This window comes from Pseudomonas sp. RC3H12, from assembly GCF_018596375.1.
GTDB lineage: Bacteria > Pseudomonadota > Gammaproteobacteria > Pseudomonadales > Pseudomonadaceae > Aquipseudomonas.
Genome location: NZ_CP075595.1, coordinates 1,776,527 through 1,794,414, shown reverse-complemented (window position 1 = coordinate 1,794,414; position 17,888 = coordinate 1,776,527). Strand labels below are relative to the sequence as shown.

Below are 17,888 nucleotides of genomic sequence, written 5' to 3'. Positions count from 1 at the left end.
AGAAAACACCGTTTTTTCTGCTCACTCAACTCCGCTAGTCTGTGCCCGTACCCGGCCACGGACCACCCGCCATGCTCCACCTGCTGCTCACTACTCTCGTCCCGATCATCCTGCTCATCGCCCTGGGCACCTGGCTGCGGGTCCGTGGCTTTCTCGCCGAAACCTTCTGGCCCGGCGCCGAACGCCTGAGCTATTACGTGCTGCTGCCGTCGTTGTTCCTGCACGGCCTGGCCACCGCCAACCTTGAAGGCGTGCCGGTACTGGGCATGGTCGGCGTGCTGATGCTCTCGACCCTGCTCGGCGCCCTGCTGCTGGTGCTCTACCAGGGCGTCGCCAGCCATGACGGCGGCGACTTCACCTCGGTGTTCCAGGGTGGCGTGCGCTTCAACAACTACATCGGCGCCACCCTGGCCGCCGGCCTCTACGGCACTGCCGGCATCGCCCTGGCGGCGGTGGCCAACGCCGCCATCGTGCCGCTGGTCAACCTGCTCTGTGTACTGGTGTTTGCCCGCTTCAGCGCACGCCACAGCTCACCGACCACAGTGCTCAAGGCGATCTTCGCCAACCCGTTGATCATCGGCTGCGCGGCAGGCCTGTTGCTGCGGGTAACCGGCCTCGGCCTGCCGGCCGGCCTGGAGCCCACGGTCAAGGCCCTGGGCCAGGCGGCGCTGCCCCTGGGCTTGCTGTGCGTCGGCGCGGCGCTCGGCGGGGCGCGCCTGGGCCAGCAGGTCAGGCCGGTGCTGGCGGCGTCGCTATTCAAGTTCCTGGTCATGCCGGTGACCACCTGGGGCCTGTGCCGGTTGCTCGGGCTGGGTGGCCAGGCAGCGGTGGTGGCGGTGCTGTTCCAGGCCCTGCCCACCGCGTCGTCGTCCTATGTGATGGCCCGGCAGATGGGCGGCAATGCACCGTTGATGGCCACCATCATCGCCCTGCAGACCATCGCTGCCGCTGCGACCCTGCCCCTGGTGCTGAGCCTGACACTGAATTGAAGCCGAACGGCTAGACTGTGGACAGCCCTCTCGCGGAGTCTCGATCATGCGCCTTGCGTGGATGCTGTTCGGTCTGTCCCTGACCCTGCTTGCAGGCCCCCTCCCCGCCGCCGACAGCCAGCAGGCCGCGGTTGCCGAAGACAAGGCGCAAGTGCTCGAGGAGAAGGTGGTCGAGGATGCCCCACCGCCCAAAAAACAGGAAACCCTGACCCCCGGTGAAGTCCAGGCCGTCGACCCGGCAGGCCAGGCGCCGATGGACGACAGCATCACCTGCCTGGCCCGCACCATCTACTGGGAAGCCAAGGGCGCCGACGCCGAGGACATGAGCGCGGTGGCCAGCGTGGTGCTCAATCGCCTTGGCCACGAGGGCTTCCCCGACAGTATCTGCGCGGTGGTCAAGCAGGGGGTCGAGAGCAAGAGCTGCCAGTTCTCCTGGTGGTGCGACGGGCGCCCCGATCAGGTGGAAGAAGCGCAGCGCTACGCGGTGGCCAAGGAAATCGCCCGCAAGGCACTTAACCAGCAGCTCAAGGACCCTACCGGCGGCGCCCTGTACTTCCATGACCGCAGTGTTCGCCCCGACTGGGCCAAGGCCTATCGCAAGACGGCCCAGACCACGCACTTCCTGTTCTACAAGCCGAACCAGGCATTGGCACGATAAGCCGAGATCAAAAACCGACCGTCGCCGATACCACCCAGGTCCGCCCAGGTGTCGCCCAGGCGTCGCTGGAGCCAGCCGCGATGTGCTTGGTAGAGAGCGCTGAGCGAGGGTTCGGGTGCCGCAGTGGACTCGGTCATCAATGGCACGCTGACACAGGTGTAAATGAGACCGGCTCTAATTGACTTCAATGCATTGGCCAATAACATCGGCCCTGACGGAGCATGCGGCTGTATTCGCCGCAGATCAGGGCCATTTCACCAGGCTGCCTACCCCGCGCTACATCAATCGAATTCAATAGGAGGCTGACAGTTACCGGCTGAAGTTCGAGCAGTGCCGGCCGGGCATGCGCCCGATCCAATGTCACCGATAAACGTGGCGGCAACCTGCAGCGTCTTTTCCGCATTGCTGCTTTGGAAGAACGGTGAAGCGCCTTTGGGAGAGCTCACCGGCTCATTGCCATAGGCAATCTGGGTCAAGCTTGCAGATGCCAGCAACGCGGCCAGTACAACCTTTTTCATACAGTGTCCTTTCAGTGATTTCTGGTTTCATTTGCGCAGGCAAAGCGTTTTCTCCTGCAGCCCGCCAGACTCTATCTGTCATCCATGCCAGGCAGCGTTAGGAAAAGACCGCTTTGCCGCTTAAAAGCGCTCCTTTGACTTTGTAGGAAGTCGTGTTTGAGAACGTGTTGGCGCCAAGGTACAGGGCCAGCAGCCGTGAGGCGAAGCACTACGCGGGCTGTGCTCTGCCTCATGGTTACTGCACCTCTACCGCCTGCCCCCCAGCATTCCGCGCTCGACGATGAAATCGATCACTGCCTGCAGCCCCTCGCCCTTCTTCAGGTTGCTGAACGTCCACGGCCGCTCCGGGCGCATGCGTCGGGTGTCGCGCTCCATCACCTCCAGCGACGCCCCCACATAGGGCGCGAGGTCAGTCTTGTTGATCACCAGGAAGTCCGACTTGGTGATGCCCGGCCCGCCCTTGCGCGGGATCTTCTCGCCCTCGGCGACATCGATCACATAGATGGTCAGGTCGGCCAGTTCCGGGCTGAAGGTGGCGCTGAGGTTGTCACCGCCACTCTCGACGAAGATCACCTCGAGGTTACCGAACTGGCGCGCCAGCGCCTCGACGGCGGCCAGGTTCATCGAGGCGTCCTCGCGGATCGCCGTGTGCGGGCAGCCGCCGGTCTCGACGCCGACGATACGCTCAGGCTCCAGGGCCCCGGCTTCGGTGAGAATGCGCTGGTCTTCCTTGGTATAGATGTCATTGGTCACCACGGCGATCTGGTAGTGATCACGCATGGCCTTGCACAGGGCTTCGAGCAGCGCGGTCTTGCCGGAGCCGACCGGGCCGCCGACGCCGACACGCAGGGGTTGCTGGTAGTTTTGCATCGTGGCAGTCCTCAGGAACGGAACAAACGGGTGTATTGGGTTTCATGGCGCGACGAAGCGATGGCCAGCAGTGGCAGGCCACCGCCTAGCTGTTCGTCGTCCAGGGTCAGGGCATGATCGAGCACGGCAGGCAGTTCCTCGCCCAAGTCGCGCAGCAGGGTCTGGGCGGCCTGCTGGCCGAACGGCACGAGCTTCACCCCCGCCATCACCGCGCCTTCGAGCCAGGCGAAGCCATGGCCCAGGGCGAGCTGGCGCAGCGGGATCGACCAGTGCACCCCGAGCCAGGCCATGCCGCCCAGCTGGCTGAGTTCGAGGCTGGCGCGCCAGGCCGGCTCCTGCCCCAGTTGCCAGCCATCGAGCAGACGCGCCAGGGCGCTGCCGCGCTGCCGTTCCTCAAGGCGCAGTTCGGCGGTCTCGCGGTTGGCCAAAAGAAACTGGCTCCAGTGCGCGAAGGCGTCGGCATCGTCCGCCTGGCAGGCCTTGTACAGGCGCGCCAGCAACGGCCAGTCGAGGTAGCCGAGGGTGTCGTGCAACTGCTCGCGCTGCCAGGCGGCGAAGTCTTTGGCGTCCTTCACCCAACCGGCTTCCACGGCCCATTCCAGGCCTTGCGAGTAGGTGAAGCCGCCCACCGGCAAGCCGGGGCTGGCCAACTGCAGCAAGCGCAGCAGCGCCAGGTCGCTGTGCATCAGCCGGCCAGCACCAGCGCAGCGCCCGCCAGCAAGCCGCCGCCGAAGGCCTTCTGCAGGCCGGCATGGCGCCGCAGCAGGCAACCGACGCCAAAGCCCGCCGCCAGCAGCAGGCCGCTGACCGTGACGAAACCGGCACTGAACTGCCAGAACGCGCTGGGGGTGGCTTCCACGCCATGGGCCCAACCGTGGAACAGGGCGAATACCGGCATGATCAGCGACAGCAGCAGCTGACGGCTCGGCAACAGCATGGCGGCAGCGGCCACCAGCAGCGAGCCGAGGATCATCTGCTCCATGCCGACCACATCGCCGAACAGATGGCCACAGACCGCGCCGCCGAACATCGCGGCCAGGGTCGCCAATGGCAAGGTCAGGTTGCGCCTGGTCAGGGCGGCGAGTACGCCGGTGCCGAGCAGCATCAGCAAGTGATCGAGGCCGGTCAGCGGGTGCAGCAGGCCATCCTGCAACGGGTTACTGTCGTGGCCGGGATGGGCGAAGGCCGGCAAGGCCACCATCAGCAGTACCAGGGCGAACGTCTTTTTCATTGTGGGCTCCAGGATGAGGTCAGGAATGGGCTGGCAGGCGCACGAACGGGTGGTCATGGCCGTGGGAATGGCTGTGAGGTGCGCTCTGGTAGGCGCCGGCCTCGGGCTCGAACGGTGCCTGTTCGGTCACCACCTCCAGCCCCAGGCCACGCAGCATGTCGTCGAGTACATGGTCGTGCTGGAAGCGCAACAGGCCCAGCTCGATCTGCAGCGGTACGTGGCGGTTGCCCAGGTGGTAGGCGGCGCGGGCCAGCAGGAGCGGATCGGCGCAGCGCACGGTCGAGACCGTCTCGGGCGCAGCGAGCACGCGAATGACCTGCTGGCCTTCAGCATCGGCCAGCAGTTCGCCGCCTCGCAGCAGATGGCCGCGCTCGAGCACCAGCCCAGCCTCGCGACCATCGTCCAGGGTGACGCGCAGGCGGCTCTTGATGCGGCTATCGACATCCAGGGTGACGGTGCCGGTGATGGCTTCGGACTCAGTGATCCGACGGGTGAGGACAATCATGTTCGCTCCTTCAGAACAGGAAATAGCGCTGCGCCAGCGGCAACTCGTGCGCCGGCTCGCACACCAGCAGCTCGCCATCGGCGCGAACCTGGTAGGTCTGCGCGTCGACTTCGATCAGCGGTTGCAGGGTGTTGTGGACCATGTCGGCCTTGCGTACCCGCCGGCAACCATGGGCCACACCGATCAGGCTCTGCAGCTTCAGTTGCTCGGGCAGGCCACGGTCCAGTGCGGCCTGGGGCAGGAAGGTCATGCGCGTGGCATGCCGCGCCGCACCCAGGGCGCCGAACATCGGCCGGTAGTGCACCGGTTGCGGGGTCGGGATCGAGCCGTTGATATCGCCCATCGGCGCCGTGGCAATCATCCCGCCCTTGAGCACCAGCGCTGGCTTGACCGCGAAGAACGCCGGCGCCCACAGCACCAGGTCGGCCAGCTTGCCCACCTCCACCGAGCCGACCTCGTGGGCGATACCGTGGGTCAGCGCCGGGTTGAGGGTGTACTTGGCGATGTAGCGCTTGACCCGGAAGTTGTCGCTGTAGCTGCTGTCCGGAGACAACGGGCCGCGGCGCAGCTTCATCTGGTGCGCCACCTGCCAGGTGCGCAGCACCACCTCGCCGACCCGCCCCATGGCCTGGGAGTCGGACGAGGTCATGGCGAAGGCGCCCAAGTCGTGGAGGATGTCCTCGGCGGCGATGGTCTCGCGGCGGATGCGCGATTCGGCGAAGGCGACGTCCTCGGCGATGCTCGGGTCCAGGTGGTGGCAGACCATGAGCATGTCCAGATGCTCGTCCACCGTGTTCACGGTGTAGGGCAGTGTCGGGTTGGTCGAGGACGGCAGCACGTTGGCCTGGCCCGCTGCGCGGATGATGTCCGGCGCGTGGCCGCCGCCCGCCCCTTCGGTGTGGAAGGTATGGATGGTGCGATCGCCGATGGCGGCCAGGGTGTCCTCGATGCAGCCCGACTCGTTGAGGGTGTCGGTATGGATCGCCACCTGGATGTCCATTTCCTCGGCCACGCCCAGGCAACAGTCGATGGCGGCAGGCGTCGAGCCCCAATCCTCGTGCAGTTTGAGGCCCACGGCGCCAGCGGCGATCTGCTCGCGCAGGGCTTCGGGCCGCGAGGCATTACCCTTGCCCAGCAGGCCGATGTTGATCGGCAGGCAGTCGGCGGCCTGGAGCATGCGCGCCAGGTACCAGGGCCCCGGGGTGCAGGTGGTGGCGTTGGTGCCGGTGGCCGGCCCGGTGCCGCCGCCGATGAAAGTGGTCACGCCGCTGGTCAGCGCCTCCTCCACCTGCTGCGGGCAGATGAAGTGGATATGCGAGTCGATGCCGCCGGCGGTGACGATCTTGCCTTCGGCGGCGATCACCTCGGTGCCCGGCCCTACCGGTACCGTGACGCCGGGCTGAACATCAGGATTGCCGGCCTTGCCGATGGCGGCGATACGGCCATGCTTGACGCCGATATCAGCCTTGACGATGCCCCAGTGGTCGATGATCAGCGCATTGGTCAGCACCAGGTCCATGGCCTCGGCCGCGAGCATCTGGCCCTGGCCCATGCCGTCGCGGATCACCTTGCCGCCGCCGAACTTGACCTCCTCGCCGTAGATCGTGAAGTCCTTCTCCACCTCCACCCACAATGCGGTGTCGGCCAGGCGCACGCGGTCACCGACGGTAGGCCCGAACATGTCGGCGTAGGCCTGGCGGGAAATCCGGCTCATGCCCTGCCCTCCAGCACGCCCATCACCTTGCCCTGAAAGCCGTACACCTCGCGCTTGCCGGCGTAGGCCACCAGTTGCACGGTGCGCGCCTGCCCCGGCTCGAAGCGCACCGCGGTGCCGGCCGGAATGTCCAGGCGAAAGCCCCGGGTCGGCTCGCGCTCGAACACCAGGGCGTCGTTGACTTCGTAGAAGTGGTAGTGCGAGCCCACCTGCACCGGGCGGTCACCATGGTTGGCCACGCTGACGCTGACGCTCTGGCGGCCGACATTGAGCTCGATGTCGCCTGCGGCGACCTGGACTTCTCCGGGAATCATGCCGGCCTCCTCAAACGATGGGTTCATGCACGGTCACCAGCTTGGTGCCGTCGGGGAAGGTCGCTTCGACCTGGACGTCGTGCAGCATTTCCGGCACGCCGGCCATCACCTGCTCGCGCACCAGCACCTCGCGGCCCAGGCTCATCAGTTCGGCCACCGTGCGGCCATCGCGGGCGCCTTCGAGCACCGCGGCGCTGATCAACGCCACCGCCTCCGGGTAGTTCAGTTTCAGGCCACGGGCCAAGCGCCGCTCGGCCAGCAAGGCGGCGGTGAACAGCAGCAGTTTGTCTTTCTCTCGCGGGGTCAGCTCCATGGCGGCTCTCTCAGGTGGCCCAGATGCGCGGCGGGCACGGCGCCAGGCCAAGCACGGCCGGGCGCAGCAGGTGCCAGAGGCGCTGCAGGTTGCGTTGCAGGTGTTGGTTGTCGTGGTCGAGCAGGCGGATCACCAGCAGTGAGCCGAGCAGCGTCGCGCCGGCTGGGGTGTCGAGTTCGTCGAGAACCTGACGCACCCGCTCCAGCATCGCTGAGTCGGCGGGCACTGCGCAGAAGGTGGCGAGCAACGGGTGCCCGGCCACCTTGCCCAGCTGCCCGCCCTCGATGCGCAGGCGCTCGTGCAGGCCGGGGTCGCCGGGCAGTTCGATGCGCAGGCGGCTGTCCAGCGCGCCCTCTTCGAAGCGCTCGTTCATCACCGGGCGACCCAGGCACAGCGTCTCCCAGGCCAGCAGGCGCGCACCGGGCTCAAGGCTGAAACAGTTGTCGAGGCAGGCGCGGGCGCCATTGAAAAATATACTGTCCTGCGGCAGCCATTCCAGAGTGCTGCCGGCGGCGAGGTGAAAGCGCTGGGCGAGCCGCGCGGTAGGGCCGATGCTGCGGTAGAACTTGCTCGCGCCGGGCATGGTCAGCAAGGCATGGCTGCCGGGCTCGAGGTGAACATCAAGTTCGAGGCGGTCGCCGGCGACGATGCCCCCTGGCGGATGCAGCACATAGACATGGCATGGCGCACCCTCCGGATAGAACGGCCGCTGCACCAAAAGTGGTCCGACATGACGCCGCGCACCAAGACGGGTCACGTCATCGCGCCGGACGAAGCGCAACTGCAGGTGGGCGCTCCAGCCCGGGTCTGCCTGCGGTGGGTCGATCTGCTGCGCCAACGACATCCTCAAACCCCTGAAGTCCATGGCCTGACGGCCGGATGAGGGCACTGCGCGGGGCGCTTGCAGGCGCGCCGGGCTGACCACTCGATCAATATTCGCTGGAGGGATATAGCAGGGAGCGGGCCAACTGCGCAGATGAACGATGATGAAACTTTCGGACCGTCAGTCATGCCGCAAGGCTGCGGGCCAGAGCGGCTGCGCCCGGACGCGCAATTCAAGTGCCTGCCGGCGTGGCGAAGTAGGCTAAAGTGACCACCCTGCCCTTTTTCGAGCCAAGGATGCCCCCATGCAATTCGCCCCCGCCATTCCGATTCTGCGGATCTTCTCGGTCGACAAGGCCAGGGAGTTCTACCTTGATTTCCTGGGTTTCCAGCTCGATTGGGAACACCGCTTCGCCCCGGACCTGCCGCTGTACATGCAGATCCACCGCGACGGGTTGATCCTGCACCTGTCCGAGCACCACGGCGACGCCACGCCCGGCTCGGCGGTGTTTGCCCGGGTCGAGGACCTCAAGGCGCTGGAGCGCGAACTGCTGGCCAAGCGCTACGGCTACGCCCGCCCGCAGGCCGAGGCGGTCGACTGGGGCCTGGAAATGCAGGTTGCCGACCCGTTCGGCAACCGCCTGCGCTTCTGCCAGCAGATCGACAACGTCTGATGGCCAGCGGCAAGCGTGCCCTGGCGCGCCTGGAGCGGGAGATGGTCGCCTGCCTGACCGAAGCCTGCGCCACTGCCCAGGGCGAGATCGTCGGTTTCGCCTGGCTCACCCACCAGGTGGACCTCGACGACTTCCCTGCCAGCCTGCGCATCACCTGGGTGTTCACCGACGACACCGACAAGGCCCGCGCGCTGGCCGGCGCGGACAAGGCGCGGATGATCGCGCTGACGGCCCAGGCACTGAGCGATGCTGGCATCGCGCTGGACCACGTGGCCTGGCACGTGCGCTTCGACAGCGAAGAAGCCTGCTGGCGCGATCATGGGGGGGACTGGAACCGGCGCTTGCGCTGAGGCCGACCCTCGCCCGGGTCAAAATCACAGAAAAATCCCACAGCCAATTCGGAAGCACGGAGCTTCGTTCAACTGCAAAAACCTTTCACTGTCAGGCCCTGGGAAACACGCCCCGGCAACGAAAGGGCAGTCACAGTGCAATTCGAGAAAACCTATCAAGTCATCGCCAACCGCGGCATCGTGCTTGATGTTCATGAACTGACTATTCACCCAGCAGACCGCGCACGACTTGCGATGCTTGATTTCACGAGCGCTCGGCAGGCCAGCTACCGAGTGACGGAGACCTTGATTCAGGTCTATGACCGTATGCAGGCGAAGGGCCGTCCCTGCCAGATTCGGGTATCGATCTCAAAAGCGCTCACCAGAGAACAAGCCGATGCACTAAATGACCAACGCGGGCACGTCGGTGCGCTAATCAGCACAGCTATTGGGGTACCCGTCGGCTTGGTCGCGCCAATAACCGGCGCCGCGCTGGGGGTAAGCATCGGCCCACTGGTTAGCAGCAGGTTACCGACTTATCACATGGGCGATAGGATGGTGTACATAGAGGCGACTGTCAGCGGAGGCATCGGACCGCAACGGTCAAGCCAATCGCTGATTATCCAGGCCCGCCCATGAATACCTTCATCGCCGCGGCGCTGCTCACCCTTGCAGCAGCCGTGCTCCACCACAACCTTCGCGCTGCAACGGTACGCAAATGGGCCGGGCTGTCTCTGATTGTCGCAGGCGTGCTGGTTTGGCGGTTCCTTCCTCAGGGCCTGTACCTGGGCGTGGAGTCGTTTATGTGGGTGACATTTCTGCTCTGCACAGGCTCAGGCCTGTTCGTTCATCGTAATCGTCATCGCGACAGCGACTGACCCGAAGGAACACGCCCGGCGGATTGTGTGACTGGCCGTTCCCGATCCGCGCCGGATGTATTAAGGTGGCGGGGTGCGCATATAAAAGCAGCCCGCCGTGTTCGGGCAAGAGCAATGAGGGTGTCATGAGTAACGAAAGCATTAACTGGGACAAGCTGGGTTTCGACTACATCAAGACTGACAAACGTTACCTGTCCGTATGGCGTAACGGCGAGTGGGACAAGGGCACCCTGACCGAAGACAATGTGCTGCACATCAGTGAAGGCTCCACCGCCCTGCACTATGGCCAGCAGTGCTTCGAAGGCCTGAAGGCCTACCGCTGCAAGGATGGCTCGATCAACCTGTTCCGCCCGGACCAGAACGCCGCGCGCATGCAGCGCAGCTGCGACCGCCTGCTGATGCCACGCGTCTCGACCGAACAGTTCATCGAAGCCTGCAAGCAGGTGGTCAAGGCCAACGAAAAATTCGTTCCACCGCACGGCAAGGGCGCCCTGTACCTGCGTCCGTTCGTGATCGGCACCGGTGACAACATCGGCGTGCGCACCGCCCCCGAGTTCATCTTCTCGGTCTTCGCCATCCCGGTCGGTTCGTACTTCAAGGGCGGCATGACCCCGCACAAATTCCTCATCTCCGACTTCGACCGTGCCGCCCCGCAAGGCACCGGCGCGGCCAAGGTCGGCGGCAACTATGCGGCCAGCCTGCAGCCAGGCTATGAAGCCAAGAAAGCCGGCTTCGCCGACTGTATCTACCTCGACCCGCTGACCCACAAGAAAATCGAGGAAGTCGGTTCGGCCAACTTCTTCGGCATCACCGCCAACAACGAATTCGTCACGCCGAAGTCGGTCTCGGTGCTGCCGGGCATCACCCGCCTGTCGCTGATGGAACTGGCCGAATCGCGCCTGGGCCTGAAGGTCATCGAGGGCGACGTGGAAATCGACAAACTCGACCGTTTCGTCGAAGCCGGTGCCTGCGGTACCGCTGCGGTGATCACGCCGATTGGTGGCATCCAGTACAACGGCAAGCTGCACGTATTCCACAGCGAAACCGAAGTCGGCCCTGTGACGCAGAAGCTGTACGCCGAGCTGACCGGTATCCAGAGCGGTGACGTCGAGGCGCCAGCGGGCTGGATCGTCAAGGTCGTTTAAGCCTGTGCCGTCATGAGAAAGGGGCGTGCCAGCAATGGCACGCCCCTTTTCCTTTACTGCTGCGCCATCGCCCGGTCAGCCACGGCAGTATTGCGTAGATGAATTTTTCTTAAATCGCCGGTTGTCTATTCTTTGGCACAATCAGGTCTCCACTCGCCGCCCAGGAACCAGCATGCCACGCGTACTGACCATCGAAGACGACGCTGTCACCGCCCAGGAAATCGTCGCCGAACTGTCCAGCCACGGTCTGGAAGTCGACTGGGCCGACAATGGCCGTGAAGGCCTGGCCAAGGCCATCGCCGGCGGCTACGACCTGATCACCCTGGACCGCATGCTGCCCGAGGTCGACGGCCTGACCATCGTCACCACCCTGCGCAACCTGAAGATCGCCACGCCGATCCTGATGATCAGTGCCCTGTCGGACGTCGACGAGCGTGTGCGCGGCCTGCGCGCCGGAGGTGACGACTACCTGACCAAGCCGTTCGCCTCCGACGAGATGGCCGCCCGGGTCGAGGTGCTGCTGCGCCGCAACAGCGTGCCGATGACCCAGACCCGCCTGCAGGTCGCCGACCTTGAGCTGGACCTGATCAGCCACGAAGCCCGCCGCGGCGAACAGGCGCTGAACCTGCTGCCCACCGAATACAAGCTGCTCGAGTACCTGATGCGCCACTCCGGCCAGGTGATCACCCGGATGATGATCTTCGAGGAGGTCTGGGGCTATCACTTCGACCCTGGCACCAACCTGATCGACGTGCACATCGGCCGGCTGCGCAAGAAGATCGACTCTCCCGGCCAGAACCCGCTGATTCGCACCGTGCGGGGCTCCGGCTATGCCATTGCCGAACCCGTCTAAGGGCTGGAGCTCCTCCACCAGCCGTCTGCTGGCGCTGTACAGTTTCCTGTTCGTGGCCTGGAGCAGCATCCTCATGGGGGTGCTGTACTTCGAGGTCAGCAGCTACCTGAACAAGCTCACCCGCCACTCGATGCTGCAACGCCAGCACCTGTTCGCCCACATGAGCGGCAAGCAGCTGGACGACGCGCTGGTGGCAAGCCAGGCCTTCGAGGAACGCAGCTTCGACGCCTACGGCCTGTTCGACGCCCAGCTCAACCCGATCGGCGGGCGCATCCGTGCAATACCCCCGGAGCTGGGCCTTGACGGCAAGGTCCATGAGCTCAAGCGATGCCTGGACGCCGACGACCCCCACCTGCCCCGCGACAGCTGCGATGCCGTGGCGATCAAGGTGCAGGACGGTCGCTGGCTGGTGCTGGTGCGCGACAACGGCTCGCTGTTCGTGGTGACAAGAATCATCCTCGATGCCCTGCTCTGGGGTATCTCGCTAACCTTGATCCCTGGCTTTGCCGGCTGGTACCTGCTGCGGCGCCGGCCGCTCAAACGCATCCGCGCGATCCAAGCCCAGGCCGAGCTGATCGTCGCCGGCGACCTCACCCACCGCCTGCCCCTGTCGGCCCGGCGCGACGAATTGGACATGCTTGCCGCCATCGTCAACGCCATGCTCGACCGCATCGAGCGGCTGATGCACGAGGTCAAGGGCGTCTGTGACAACATCGCCCACGACCTGCGCACTCCGCTGACACGCCTGCGTGCCCAGCTCTACCGCATCCGCCAGCAAAGCGGCAGCGACTCCGCCGAAGGCGAGGCGCTGGACCAGGCGATCGGCGAGACCGACACGCTGATGGCACGCTTTCGCGGCCTGCTGCGCATCAGCGAACTGGAAGACCGACAGCGCCGCGCCGGCTTTGTCCGGCTCGACCCGCAGGCGTTGCTGGAGGAGCTGCATGACTTCTACCTGCCGCTGGCCGAAGATGGCGGCATTCGCCTGCACCTGGAGCAGCCTGCGCAGCTGGCGGCGCTGCATGGCGACCGGGAGTTGCTGTTCGAGGCACTGGCCAACCTGGTGGGCAATGCCATCAAGTTCACCCCCGAAGGCGGACAGGTGCGTATCGTCGCCAGCGAGGACGAGGCCGGCGTGCATATTGCAGTCGAGGACAGTGGGCCGGGGATCCCGGCGGATGAGCGCGAGGCGGTGTTGAAGCGCTTCTACCGCAGCGAGGAAGGCCATCGCCACGCGGGGTTCGGGCTGGGGCTGTCGATCGTCGCGGCGATTGTCGACCTGCATGGGTTCGGGCTGGAGGTGGCCAGCAGTGCACTGGGTGGGGCAAAACTGGTGCTGCATTGCCCGTTGGCGGGGCCGGCGAAGTAGCAGCCTGAAAAGCATCGCGGGGCGAGCCCGCTCCCACGTTGACACCCAATTGCAGGTGCGTCGACGTGGGAACGGGTTTGCCCCGCGATTGGGCCGCACAGCGGCCCCGGTTGCAGTATCAGTCCGCCAGGCGCCAGGTGGTGGTGCCCTTGCTGTCTTCCAGCACCACGCCCATGGCGGCCAGCTGGTCGCGGATGCGGTCGGATTCGGCCCAGTTCTTGTCGGTGCGCGCCTGCAGACGCGCCTGGATCAGCGCCTCCACTTCGGCGGCATCGACCTTGCCCTCTGCACCGGCGCGCAGGAAGTCATCGGCTTCCAGTTGCAATACACCCAGCACATCCCCCAGCTCGCGCAGACGACCGGCCAGGCCGGCGGCGGCCTCGGGGTCGCTGTCACGCAGGCGGTTGATCTCGCGCACCAGGTCGAACAGCACCGCGCAGGCCTCAGGCGTGCCGAAGTCGTCGTTCATCGCCACGGTGAAACGCTCGACGAACGCCTCGCCACCCTGGGCAGCCACGCGCGGCAGGCCACGCAGCGCATGGTAGAAACGCTCGAGCGCGCCCTTGGCGTCGCGCAGGCTGTCCTCGGAGTAGTTGATCGCGCTGCGATAGTGGCTGGCCACCAGCAGGTAACGCACCACTTCCGGGTGGTACTTGTCGAGCACATCGCGGATGGTGAAGAAGTTGTTCAAGGACTTGGACATCTTCTCGCCATTGATGCGGATCATGCCGCAGTGCATCCAGGCGTTGGCGTATTGCTTGCCGGTGGCCGCCTCGCTCTGGGCGATCTCGTTCTCGTGGTGCGGGAACTCCAGGTCGCTGCCGCCACCGTGGATGTCGAAGCTCTCGCCCAGGCAGCAGGTGGACATTACCGAGCATTCGATGTGCCAGCCCGGACGGCCCGGCCCCCACGGTGAATCCCAGTACGGCTCGCCGGGCTTGACGCCCTTCCACAGCACGAAGTCCAGCGGGTCCTGCTTGGCCTCGTCGACTTCGATGCGCGCGCCAATGCGCAGGTCTTCGATCTTCTTGCGTGACAGTTTGCCGTAGCCGACGAACTTGCCGACCCGGTAGTACACGTCGCCATTGCCCGGCGCGTAGGCGTAACCCTTGTCGATCAGGGTCTGGATCATCGCGTGCATGCCGGGGATATGGTCGGTGGCACGCGGCTCCAGGTCCGGCTTGAGGATGCTCAGGCGGCGCTCGTCCTCGTGCATCGCGTCGATCATTCGGGCGGTCAGCGCGTCGAACGACTCGCCGTTCTCGTTGGCCCGGTTGATGATCTTGTCGTCGATGTCGGTGATGTTGCGCACATAGGTCAGCTCATAGCCGCTCTTGCGCAGCCAGCGGGTGACCAGGTCGAAGGCCACCATGCTGCGGCCGTGGCCCAGGTGGCAATAGTCGTACACGGTCATGCCGCACACGTACATGCGCACCTTGTTGCCGTCCAGCGGCTTGAAAACTTCCTTGGTCTTGCTCAGCGTGTTGTAGATGGTAAGCACGAAGGTTCCTCAGCTGCCCCACGAATCGCGCAGGGTCACGGTGCGGTTGAACACCGGGCGACCCGGCTGGGAGTCTTTCAGGTCGGCGCAGAAGTAGCCTTCGCGCTCGAACTGGAAGCGGTCTTCTGGCTGGGCCTGGCCCAGGGAAGGTTCCGCGCGACAACCGCTGAGCACCTGCAGCGAATCGGGATTGATGTTGTCGAGGAACGTGCCGCCGTCTTCGGTCTTCTCTGGGTTGGCCGAGCGGAACAGACGGTCGTACAGACGTACTTCGCACTCGATGCTGCCCTCGGCCGGCACCCAGTGGATCACGCCCTTGACCTTGCGGCCTTCGGGGTTCTTGCCCAGGGTGTCCGGGTCGTACGAGCAGCGCAGCTCGACGATGTTGCCTTCGGCGTCCTTGATCGCCTCGTCGGCGCGGATCACGTAGCTGCCGCGCAGGCGCACTTCACCGGCCGGCTCCAGGCGCTTGTAGCCCTTGGGCGGCTCTTCCATGAAGTCGTCGCGGTCGATGTACAGCTCGCGGGCGAACGGCAGCACGCGCACGCCCATGTCTTCCTTCGGATGGCGCGGCAGTTCGAGCTGCTCGACCTGGCCCTCGGGGTAGTTGGTGATGACCACCTTCAGCGGGCGCAGCACGCACATGGCGCGCGGCGCGGTGCGGTCGAGGTCGTCACGGATGCTGAACTCGAGCATTGCCATGTCGACCACGCCGTCGGAACGGTTGGTGCCGATCATCTCGCAGAAGTTGCGGATCGAGGCCGGGGTGTAGCCGCGGCGGCGGTAGCCCGACAGGGTCGACATGCGCGGATCGTCCCAGGCCTCGACGTGGCCTTCGTCCACCAGTTGCTTGAGCTTGCGCTTGGAGGTGATGGTGTAGTTCAGGTTCAGGCGGCTGAACTCGTACTGGCGCGGGTGCGCCGGCACCGGCAGCTTGTCGAGGAACCAGTCGTACAGCGGACGGTGGCTTTCGAACTCCAGGGTGCAGATCGAGTGGGTGATGCCTTCGATGGCGTCCGACTGGCCGTGGGTGAAGTCGTAGTTGGGGTAGATGCACCACTTGTCACCGGTCTGGTGGTGGTGGGCATGGCGGATGCGGTACAGGATCGGGTCGCGCAGGTTCATGTTCGGCGAGGCCATGTCGATCTTGGCACGCAGCACGCGCTCGCCGTCCTTGAACTCGCCGGCCTTCATGCGGGCGAACAGGTCCAGGTTGTCCTCGACGCTGCGCTCGCGGAACGGGCTGTTCTTGCCTGGCTCGGTCAGGCTGCCGCGGTATTCCTTGGCCTGCTCGGGGGTCAGGTCGCAGACGTAGGCGTTGCCCGACTTGATCAGCTCCACGGCCCAGGCGTGCAACTGGTCAAAGTAGTCGGATGCATAGCGCACCGGGCCTGCCCATTCGAAGCCCAGCCACTTGACGTCACGCTGGATGGAGTCGATGTACTCCTGGTCTTCCTTGGCCGGGTTGGTGTCGTCGAAACGCAGGTGGCAGGCGCCGCCGAATTCCTTGGCCAGGCCGAAGTTGACGCAGATCGACTTGGCGTGGCCGATGTGCAGATAACCGTTGGGCTCCGGCGGGAAACGGGTGACGATGCTCTGGTGCTTGCCCGCGTCCAGGTCGGCCTGGACGATCGGCCGCAGGAAGTTCACAGGGACGGCGGGGGCGCCTTTGGCAGCGGCGTTTGGCGCGTTGTCGGCAGTGGGCTTGCTCATAGTGTCCTTGAATGCAGGTAGCCGGCCGGGTAGGCCGATTGAATCAAAGGGCCTATCATAGCCGAAGCAGTCAAGCTGCTGACAGCCGGAGCACCGACAAAGTGGCGCGTTTTGTCGCCGCAGCGGTCTACAATCCGGCACAATGGCGCCCCAGTGGCGTGTGCCGAGGCTGCCTGATCCTGGGTCAGGTTGTCCGAGCGCAGCGCGCACCCTATTTCCCGAATGCCTTGAAAGAGCGAATTTCAGCATGTCCAAAGTCAAACTGAGCACCAACCACGGCGATATCGTCATTGAACTGAATGACGAAAAAGCCCCGATCACCGTGGCCAACTTCCTCGAATATGTGAAGGCCGGGCACTACAGCAACGTCGTGTTCCACCGTGTGATCAAGGGCTTCATGATCCAGGGCGGCGGTTTCGAGCCAGGCATGAACGAAAAACGTGACAAGCGTGCCAGCATCCAGAACGAGGCCGACAACGGCCTGAAGAACGACAAGTACACCATCGCCATGGCCCGTACCATGGAGCCGCACTCGGCCTCCGCGCAGTTCTTCATCAACGCCTCGAACAACGACTTCCTCAACCACAGCGGTAAGAATGTTCAAGGCTGGGGCTACGCCGTGTTCGGTAAAGTGACCGAAGGCACCGAGGTTGTCGACGCCATCGAAAAGGTCGCCACCGGTTCCAAGTCTGGCCACCAGGACGTGCCGAAAGAAGACGTGATCATCGAGAAAGCCGAGATCATTGAGTGATACTGCTGATCTCCGATCTGCACCTGCAAGAAGAACGCCCGGACATCACCCGGGCGTTTCTTGATCTGCTCGACGGCCGCGCCCGCCACGCCAAGGCGCTGTACATCCTCGGCGACTTCTTCGAGGCCTGGATCGGCGACGATGCGATGACGCCCTTCCAGCAGTCGATCTGCCAGGCCCTGCGCCGGCTGAGCGACAGCGGCACGGCGATCTACCTGATGCACGGCAACCGCGATTTTCTCATCGGCCAGGCGTTCTGCGACGCCGCCGGCTGCACCCTGCTGGCCGACCCCAGCGTGGTCGAACTCGGTGGCGAGGCGGTGCTGCTGATGCACGGCGACACCCTGTGCACCCGCGACGTGGCCTACATGAAGCTGCGCCGTTACCTGCGCAACCCGCTGACCCTGTGGATCCTGCGGCACCTGCCGCTGGGCACGCGGCACAAGCTGGCGCGCAAGCTGCGTAGCGAAAGCAGCACGCAGGTGCGCATGAAGAGCACCGAGATCGTCGATGTCACCCCCGAGGAAGTGCCCAAGGTGATGGCCGCCCATGGCGTGCGCACCCTGGTCCACGGCCACACCCACCGGCCGGCATTGCACAAGCTGGTGGTCGACGGCCAGCCGGCGCGGCGTATCGTGCTGGGGGACTGGGATCGTCGGGGCTGGGCGTTGCAGGTGGACGAACAGGGTTTCCAGCTGGCCCCGTTCGACTTCTCCTGAAACAGCGCGGGGCAAGCCCGCT

At 65.0% G+C, this 17,888-nt stretch carries 22 protein-coding genes; 11 read left to right on the top strand and 11 right to left on the bottom strand.

Going from position 1 to position 17,888, the window contains the following annotated elements; translation table 11 throughout:
• Positions 1 to 71: 71 nt before the first annotated feature.
• Complete coding sequence (locus KHO27_RS08240; RefSeq protein WP_110699360.1) at positions 72 to 989, top strand: AEC family transporter; 918 nt, start codon at positions 72 to 74, stop codon at positions 987 to 989.
• A 46-nt stretch (positions 990 to 1,035) separates the two neighbouring features.
• Positions 1,036 to 1,647 (top strand): cell wall hydrolase, encoded by a 612-nt coding sequence (locus KHO27_RS08235; protein ID WP_110699362.1) that lies wholly within the window; start codon positions 1,036 to 1,038, stop codon positions 1,645 to 1,647.
• Positions 1,648 to 1,928: 281 nt separating this feature from the next.
• Here KHO27_RS08235 and KHO27_RS08230 read toward each other — a convergent pair whose 3' ends face one another.
• The 9 genes from KHO27_RS08230 to KHO27_RS08190 form a co-directional block, all read right to left on the bottom strand.
• Positions 1,929 to 2,165 carry a hypothetical protein gene (locus tag KHO27_RS08230; RefSeq protein ID WP_146230415.1) on the bottom strand — a complete coding sequence of 79 codons (237 nt, stop codon included), beginning with the start codon at positions 2,163 to 2,165 and terminating at the stop codon, positions 1,929 to 1,931.
• Between the two features lie 246 nt (positions 2,166 to 2,411).
• Complete coding sequence (ureG, locus tag KHO27_RS08225) at positions 2,412 to 3,035, bottom strand: urease accessory protein UreG (RefSeq protein WP_110699364.1); 624 nt, start codon at positions 3,033 to 3,035, stop codon at positions 2,412 to 2,414.
• 11 nt (positions 3,036 to 3,046) lie between these two features.
• Positions 3,047 to 3,721 (bottom strand): urease accessory protein UreF, encoded by a 675-nt coding sequence (locus KHO27_RS08220; RefSeq protein ID WP_214501587.1) that lies wholly within the window; start codon positions 3,719 to 3,721, stop codon positions 3,047 to 3,049.
• Complete coding sequence (locus tag KHO27_RS08215; protein ID WP_110699368.1) at positions 3,721 to 4,266, bottom strand: HupE/UreJ family protein; 546 nt, start codon at positions 4,264 to 4,266, stop codon at positions 3,721 to 3,723. The genes KHO27_RS08220 and KHO27_RS08215 overlap by 1 nt, the downstream gene beginning before the upstream one ends.
• Before the next feature lie 19 nt (positions 4,267 to 4,285).
• Positions 4,286 to 4,771, bottom strand: a complete 486-nt coding sequence (gene ureE / locus KHO27_RS08210; RefSeq protein WP_214501586.1) for an urease accessory protein UreE — start codon at positions 4,769 to 4,771, stop codon at positions 4,286 to 4,288.
• A gap of 10 nt (positions 4,772 to 4,781) precedes the next feature.
• The gene (gene ureC, locus KHO27_RS08205; protein WP_214501585.1) at positions 4,782 to 6,485 is read right to left on the bottom strand and encodes an urease subunit alpha; all 1,704 of its coding nucleotides are present in this window, start codon (positions 6,483 to 6,485) and stop codon (positions 4,782 to 4,784) included.
• Positions 6,482 to 6,799, bottom strand: a complete 318-nt coding sequence (locus KHO27_RS08200; RefSeq protein WP_110699374.1) for an urease subunit beta — start codon at positions 6,797 to 6,799, stop codon at positions 6,482 to 6,484. Before KHO27_RS08200 ends, ureC begins: the two co-directional genes overlap by 4 nt.
• A gap of 10 nt (positions 6,800 to 6,809) precedes the next feature.
• Complete coding sequence (locus KHO27_RS08195; RefSeq protein WP_038706005.1) at positions 6,810 to 7,112, bottom strand: urease subunit gamma; 303 nt, start codon at positions 7,110 to 7,112, stop codon at positions 6,810 to 6,812.
• Between the two features lie 10 nt (positions 7,113 to 7,122).
• Positions 7,123 to 7,956, bottom strand: coding sequence for an urease accessory protein UreD (locus KHO27_RS08190; RefSeq protein ID WP_214501584.1), 834 nt, complete (start codon positions 7,954 to 7,956; stop codon positions 7,123 to 7,125).
• 283 nt (positions 7,957 to 8,239) lie between these two features.
• Here KHO27_RS08190 and KHO27_RS08185 point away from each other — a divergent pair, with 283 nt between their 5' ends.
• The 7 genes from KHO27_RS08185 to KHO27_RS08155 all read left to right on the top strand — a co-directional run bounded on the left by KHO27_RS08185 (position 8,240) and on the right by KHO27_RS08155 (position 13,182).
• Positions 8,240 to 8,608 carry a glyoxalase superfamily protein gene (locus KHO27_RS08185; protein ID WP_046855821.1) on the top strand — a complete coding sequence of 123 codons (369 nt, stop codon included), beginning with the start codon at positions 8,240 to 8,242 and terminating at the stop codon, positions 8,606 to 8,608.
• The gene (locus KHO27_RS08180; protein WP_214501976.1) at positions 8,605 to 8,958 is read left to right on the top strand and encodes a hypothetical protein; all 354 of its coding nucleotides are present in this window, start codon (positions 8,605 to 8,607) and stop codon (positions 8,956 to 8,958) included. The genes KHO27_RS08185 and KHO27_RS08180 overlap by 4 nt, the downstream gene beginning before the upstream one ends.
• Before the next feature lie 135 nt (positions 8,959 to 9,093).
• On the top strand, positions 9,094 to 9,576 hold the full coding sequence (locus tag KHO27_RS08175) for a hypothetical protein (RefSeq protein WP_214501583.1): 483 nt from the start codon (positions 9,094 to 9,096) through the stop codon (positions 9,574 to 9,576).
• Positions 9,573 to 9,815 (top strand): hypothetical protein, encoded by a 243-nt coding sequence (locus KHO27_RS08170; RefSeq protein WP_214501582.1) that lies wholly within the window; start codon positions 9,573 to 9,575, stop codon positions 9,813 to 9,815. The genes KHO27_RS08175 and KHO27_RS08170 overlap by 4 nt, the downstream gene beginning before the upstream one ends.
• Positions 9,816 to 9,940: 125 nt before the next feature.
• On the top strand, positions 9,941 to 10,960 hold the full coding sequence (locus tag KHO27_RS08165) for a branched-chain amino acid aminotransferase (RefSeq protein ID WP_038706002.1): 1,020 nt from the start codon (positions 9,941 to 9,943) through the stop codon (positions 10,958 to 10,960).
• 172 nt (positions 10,961 to 11,132) lie between these two features.
• A complete protein-coding gene (locus KHO27_RS08160; protein WP_038706001.1) occupies positions 11,133 to 11,813 on the top strand; it encodes a response regulator transcription factor in 681 nt (226 codons plus the stop codon).
• Positions 11,791 to 13,182, top strand: a complete 1,392-nt coding sequence (locus tag KHO27_RS08155) for a sensor histidine kinase (protein ID WP_214501581.1) — start codon at positions 11,791 to 11,793, stop codon at positions 13,180 to 13,182. The genes KHO27_RS08160 and KHO27_RS08155 overlap by 23 nt, the downstream gene beginning before the upstream one ends.
• Positions 13,183 to 13,300: 118 nt before the next feature.
• Here the strand turns inward: KHO27_RS08155 and cysS are convergent, their stop codons facing one another.
• Complete coding sequence (gene cysS / locus KHO27_RS08150) at positions 13,301 to 14,683, bottom strand: cysteine--tRNA ligase (RefSeq protein WP_110699385.1); 1,383 nt, start codon at positions 14,681 to 14,683, stop codon at positions 13,301 to 13,303.
• 9 nt (positions 14,684 to 14,692) lie between these two features.
• Entirely contained in the window at positions 14,693 to 16,396 is a 1,704-nt protein-coding gene (locus KHO27_RS08145) for a glutamine--tRNA ligase/YqeY domain fusion protein (protein WP_102682320.1), read from the bottom strand.
• A gap of 247 nt (positions 16,397 to 16,643) precedes the next feature.
• On the opposite strand from KHO27_RS08145, the gene KHO27_RS08140 reads away from it, so the two are divergent.
• Together KHO27_RS08140 and KHO27_RS08135 are read left to right on the top strand one after the other, a co-directional pair.
• Positions 16,644 to 17,147 (top strand): peptidylprolyl isomerase, encoded by a 504-nt coding sequence (locus KHO27_RS08140; protein WP_110699387.1) that lies wholly within the window; start codon positions 16,644 to 16,646, stop codon positions 17,145 to 17,147.
• On the top strand, positions 17,144 to 17,866 hold the full coding sequence (locus tag KHO27_RS08135; RefSeq protein WP_110699389.1) for a UDP-2,3-diacylglucosamine diphosphatase: 723 nt from the start codon (positions 17,144 to 17,146) through the stop codon (positions 17,864 to 17,866). The genes KHO27_RS08140 and KHO27_RS08135 overlap by 4 nt, the downstream gene beginning before the upstream one ends.
• Positions 17,867 to 17,888: the final 22 nt, after the last annotated feature.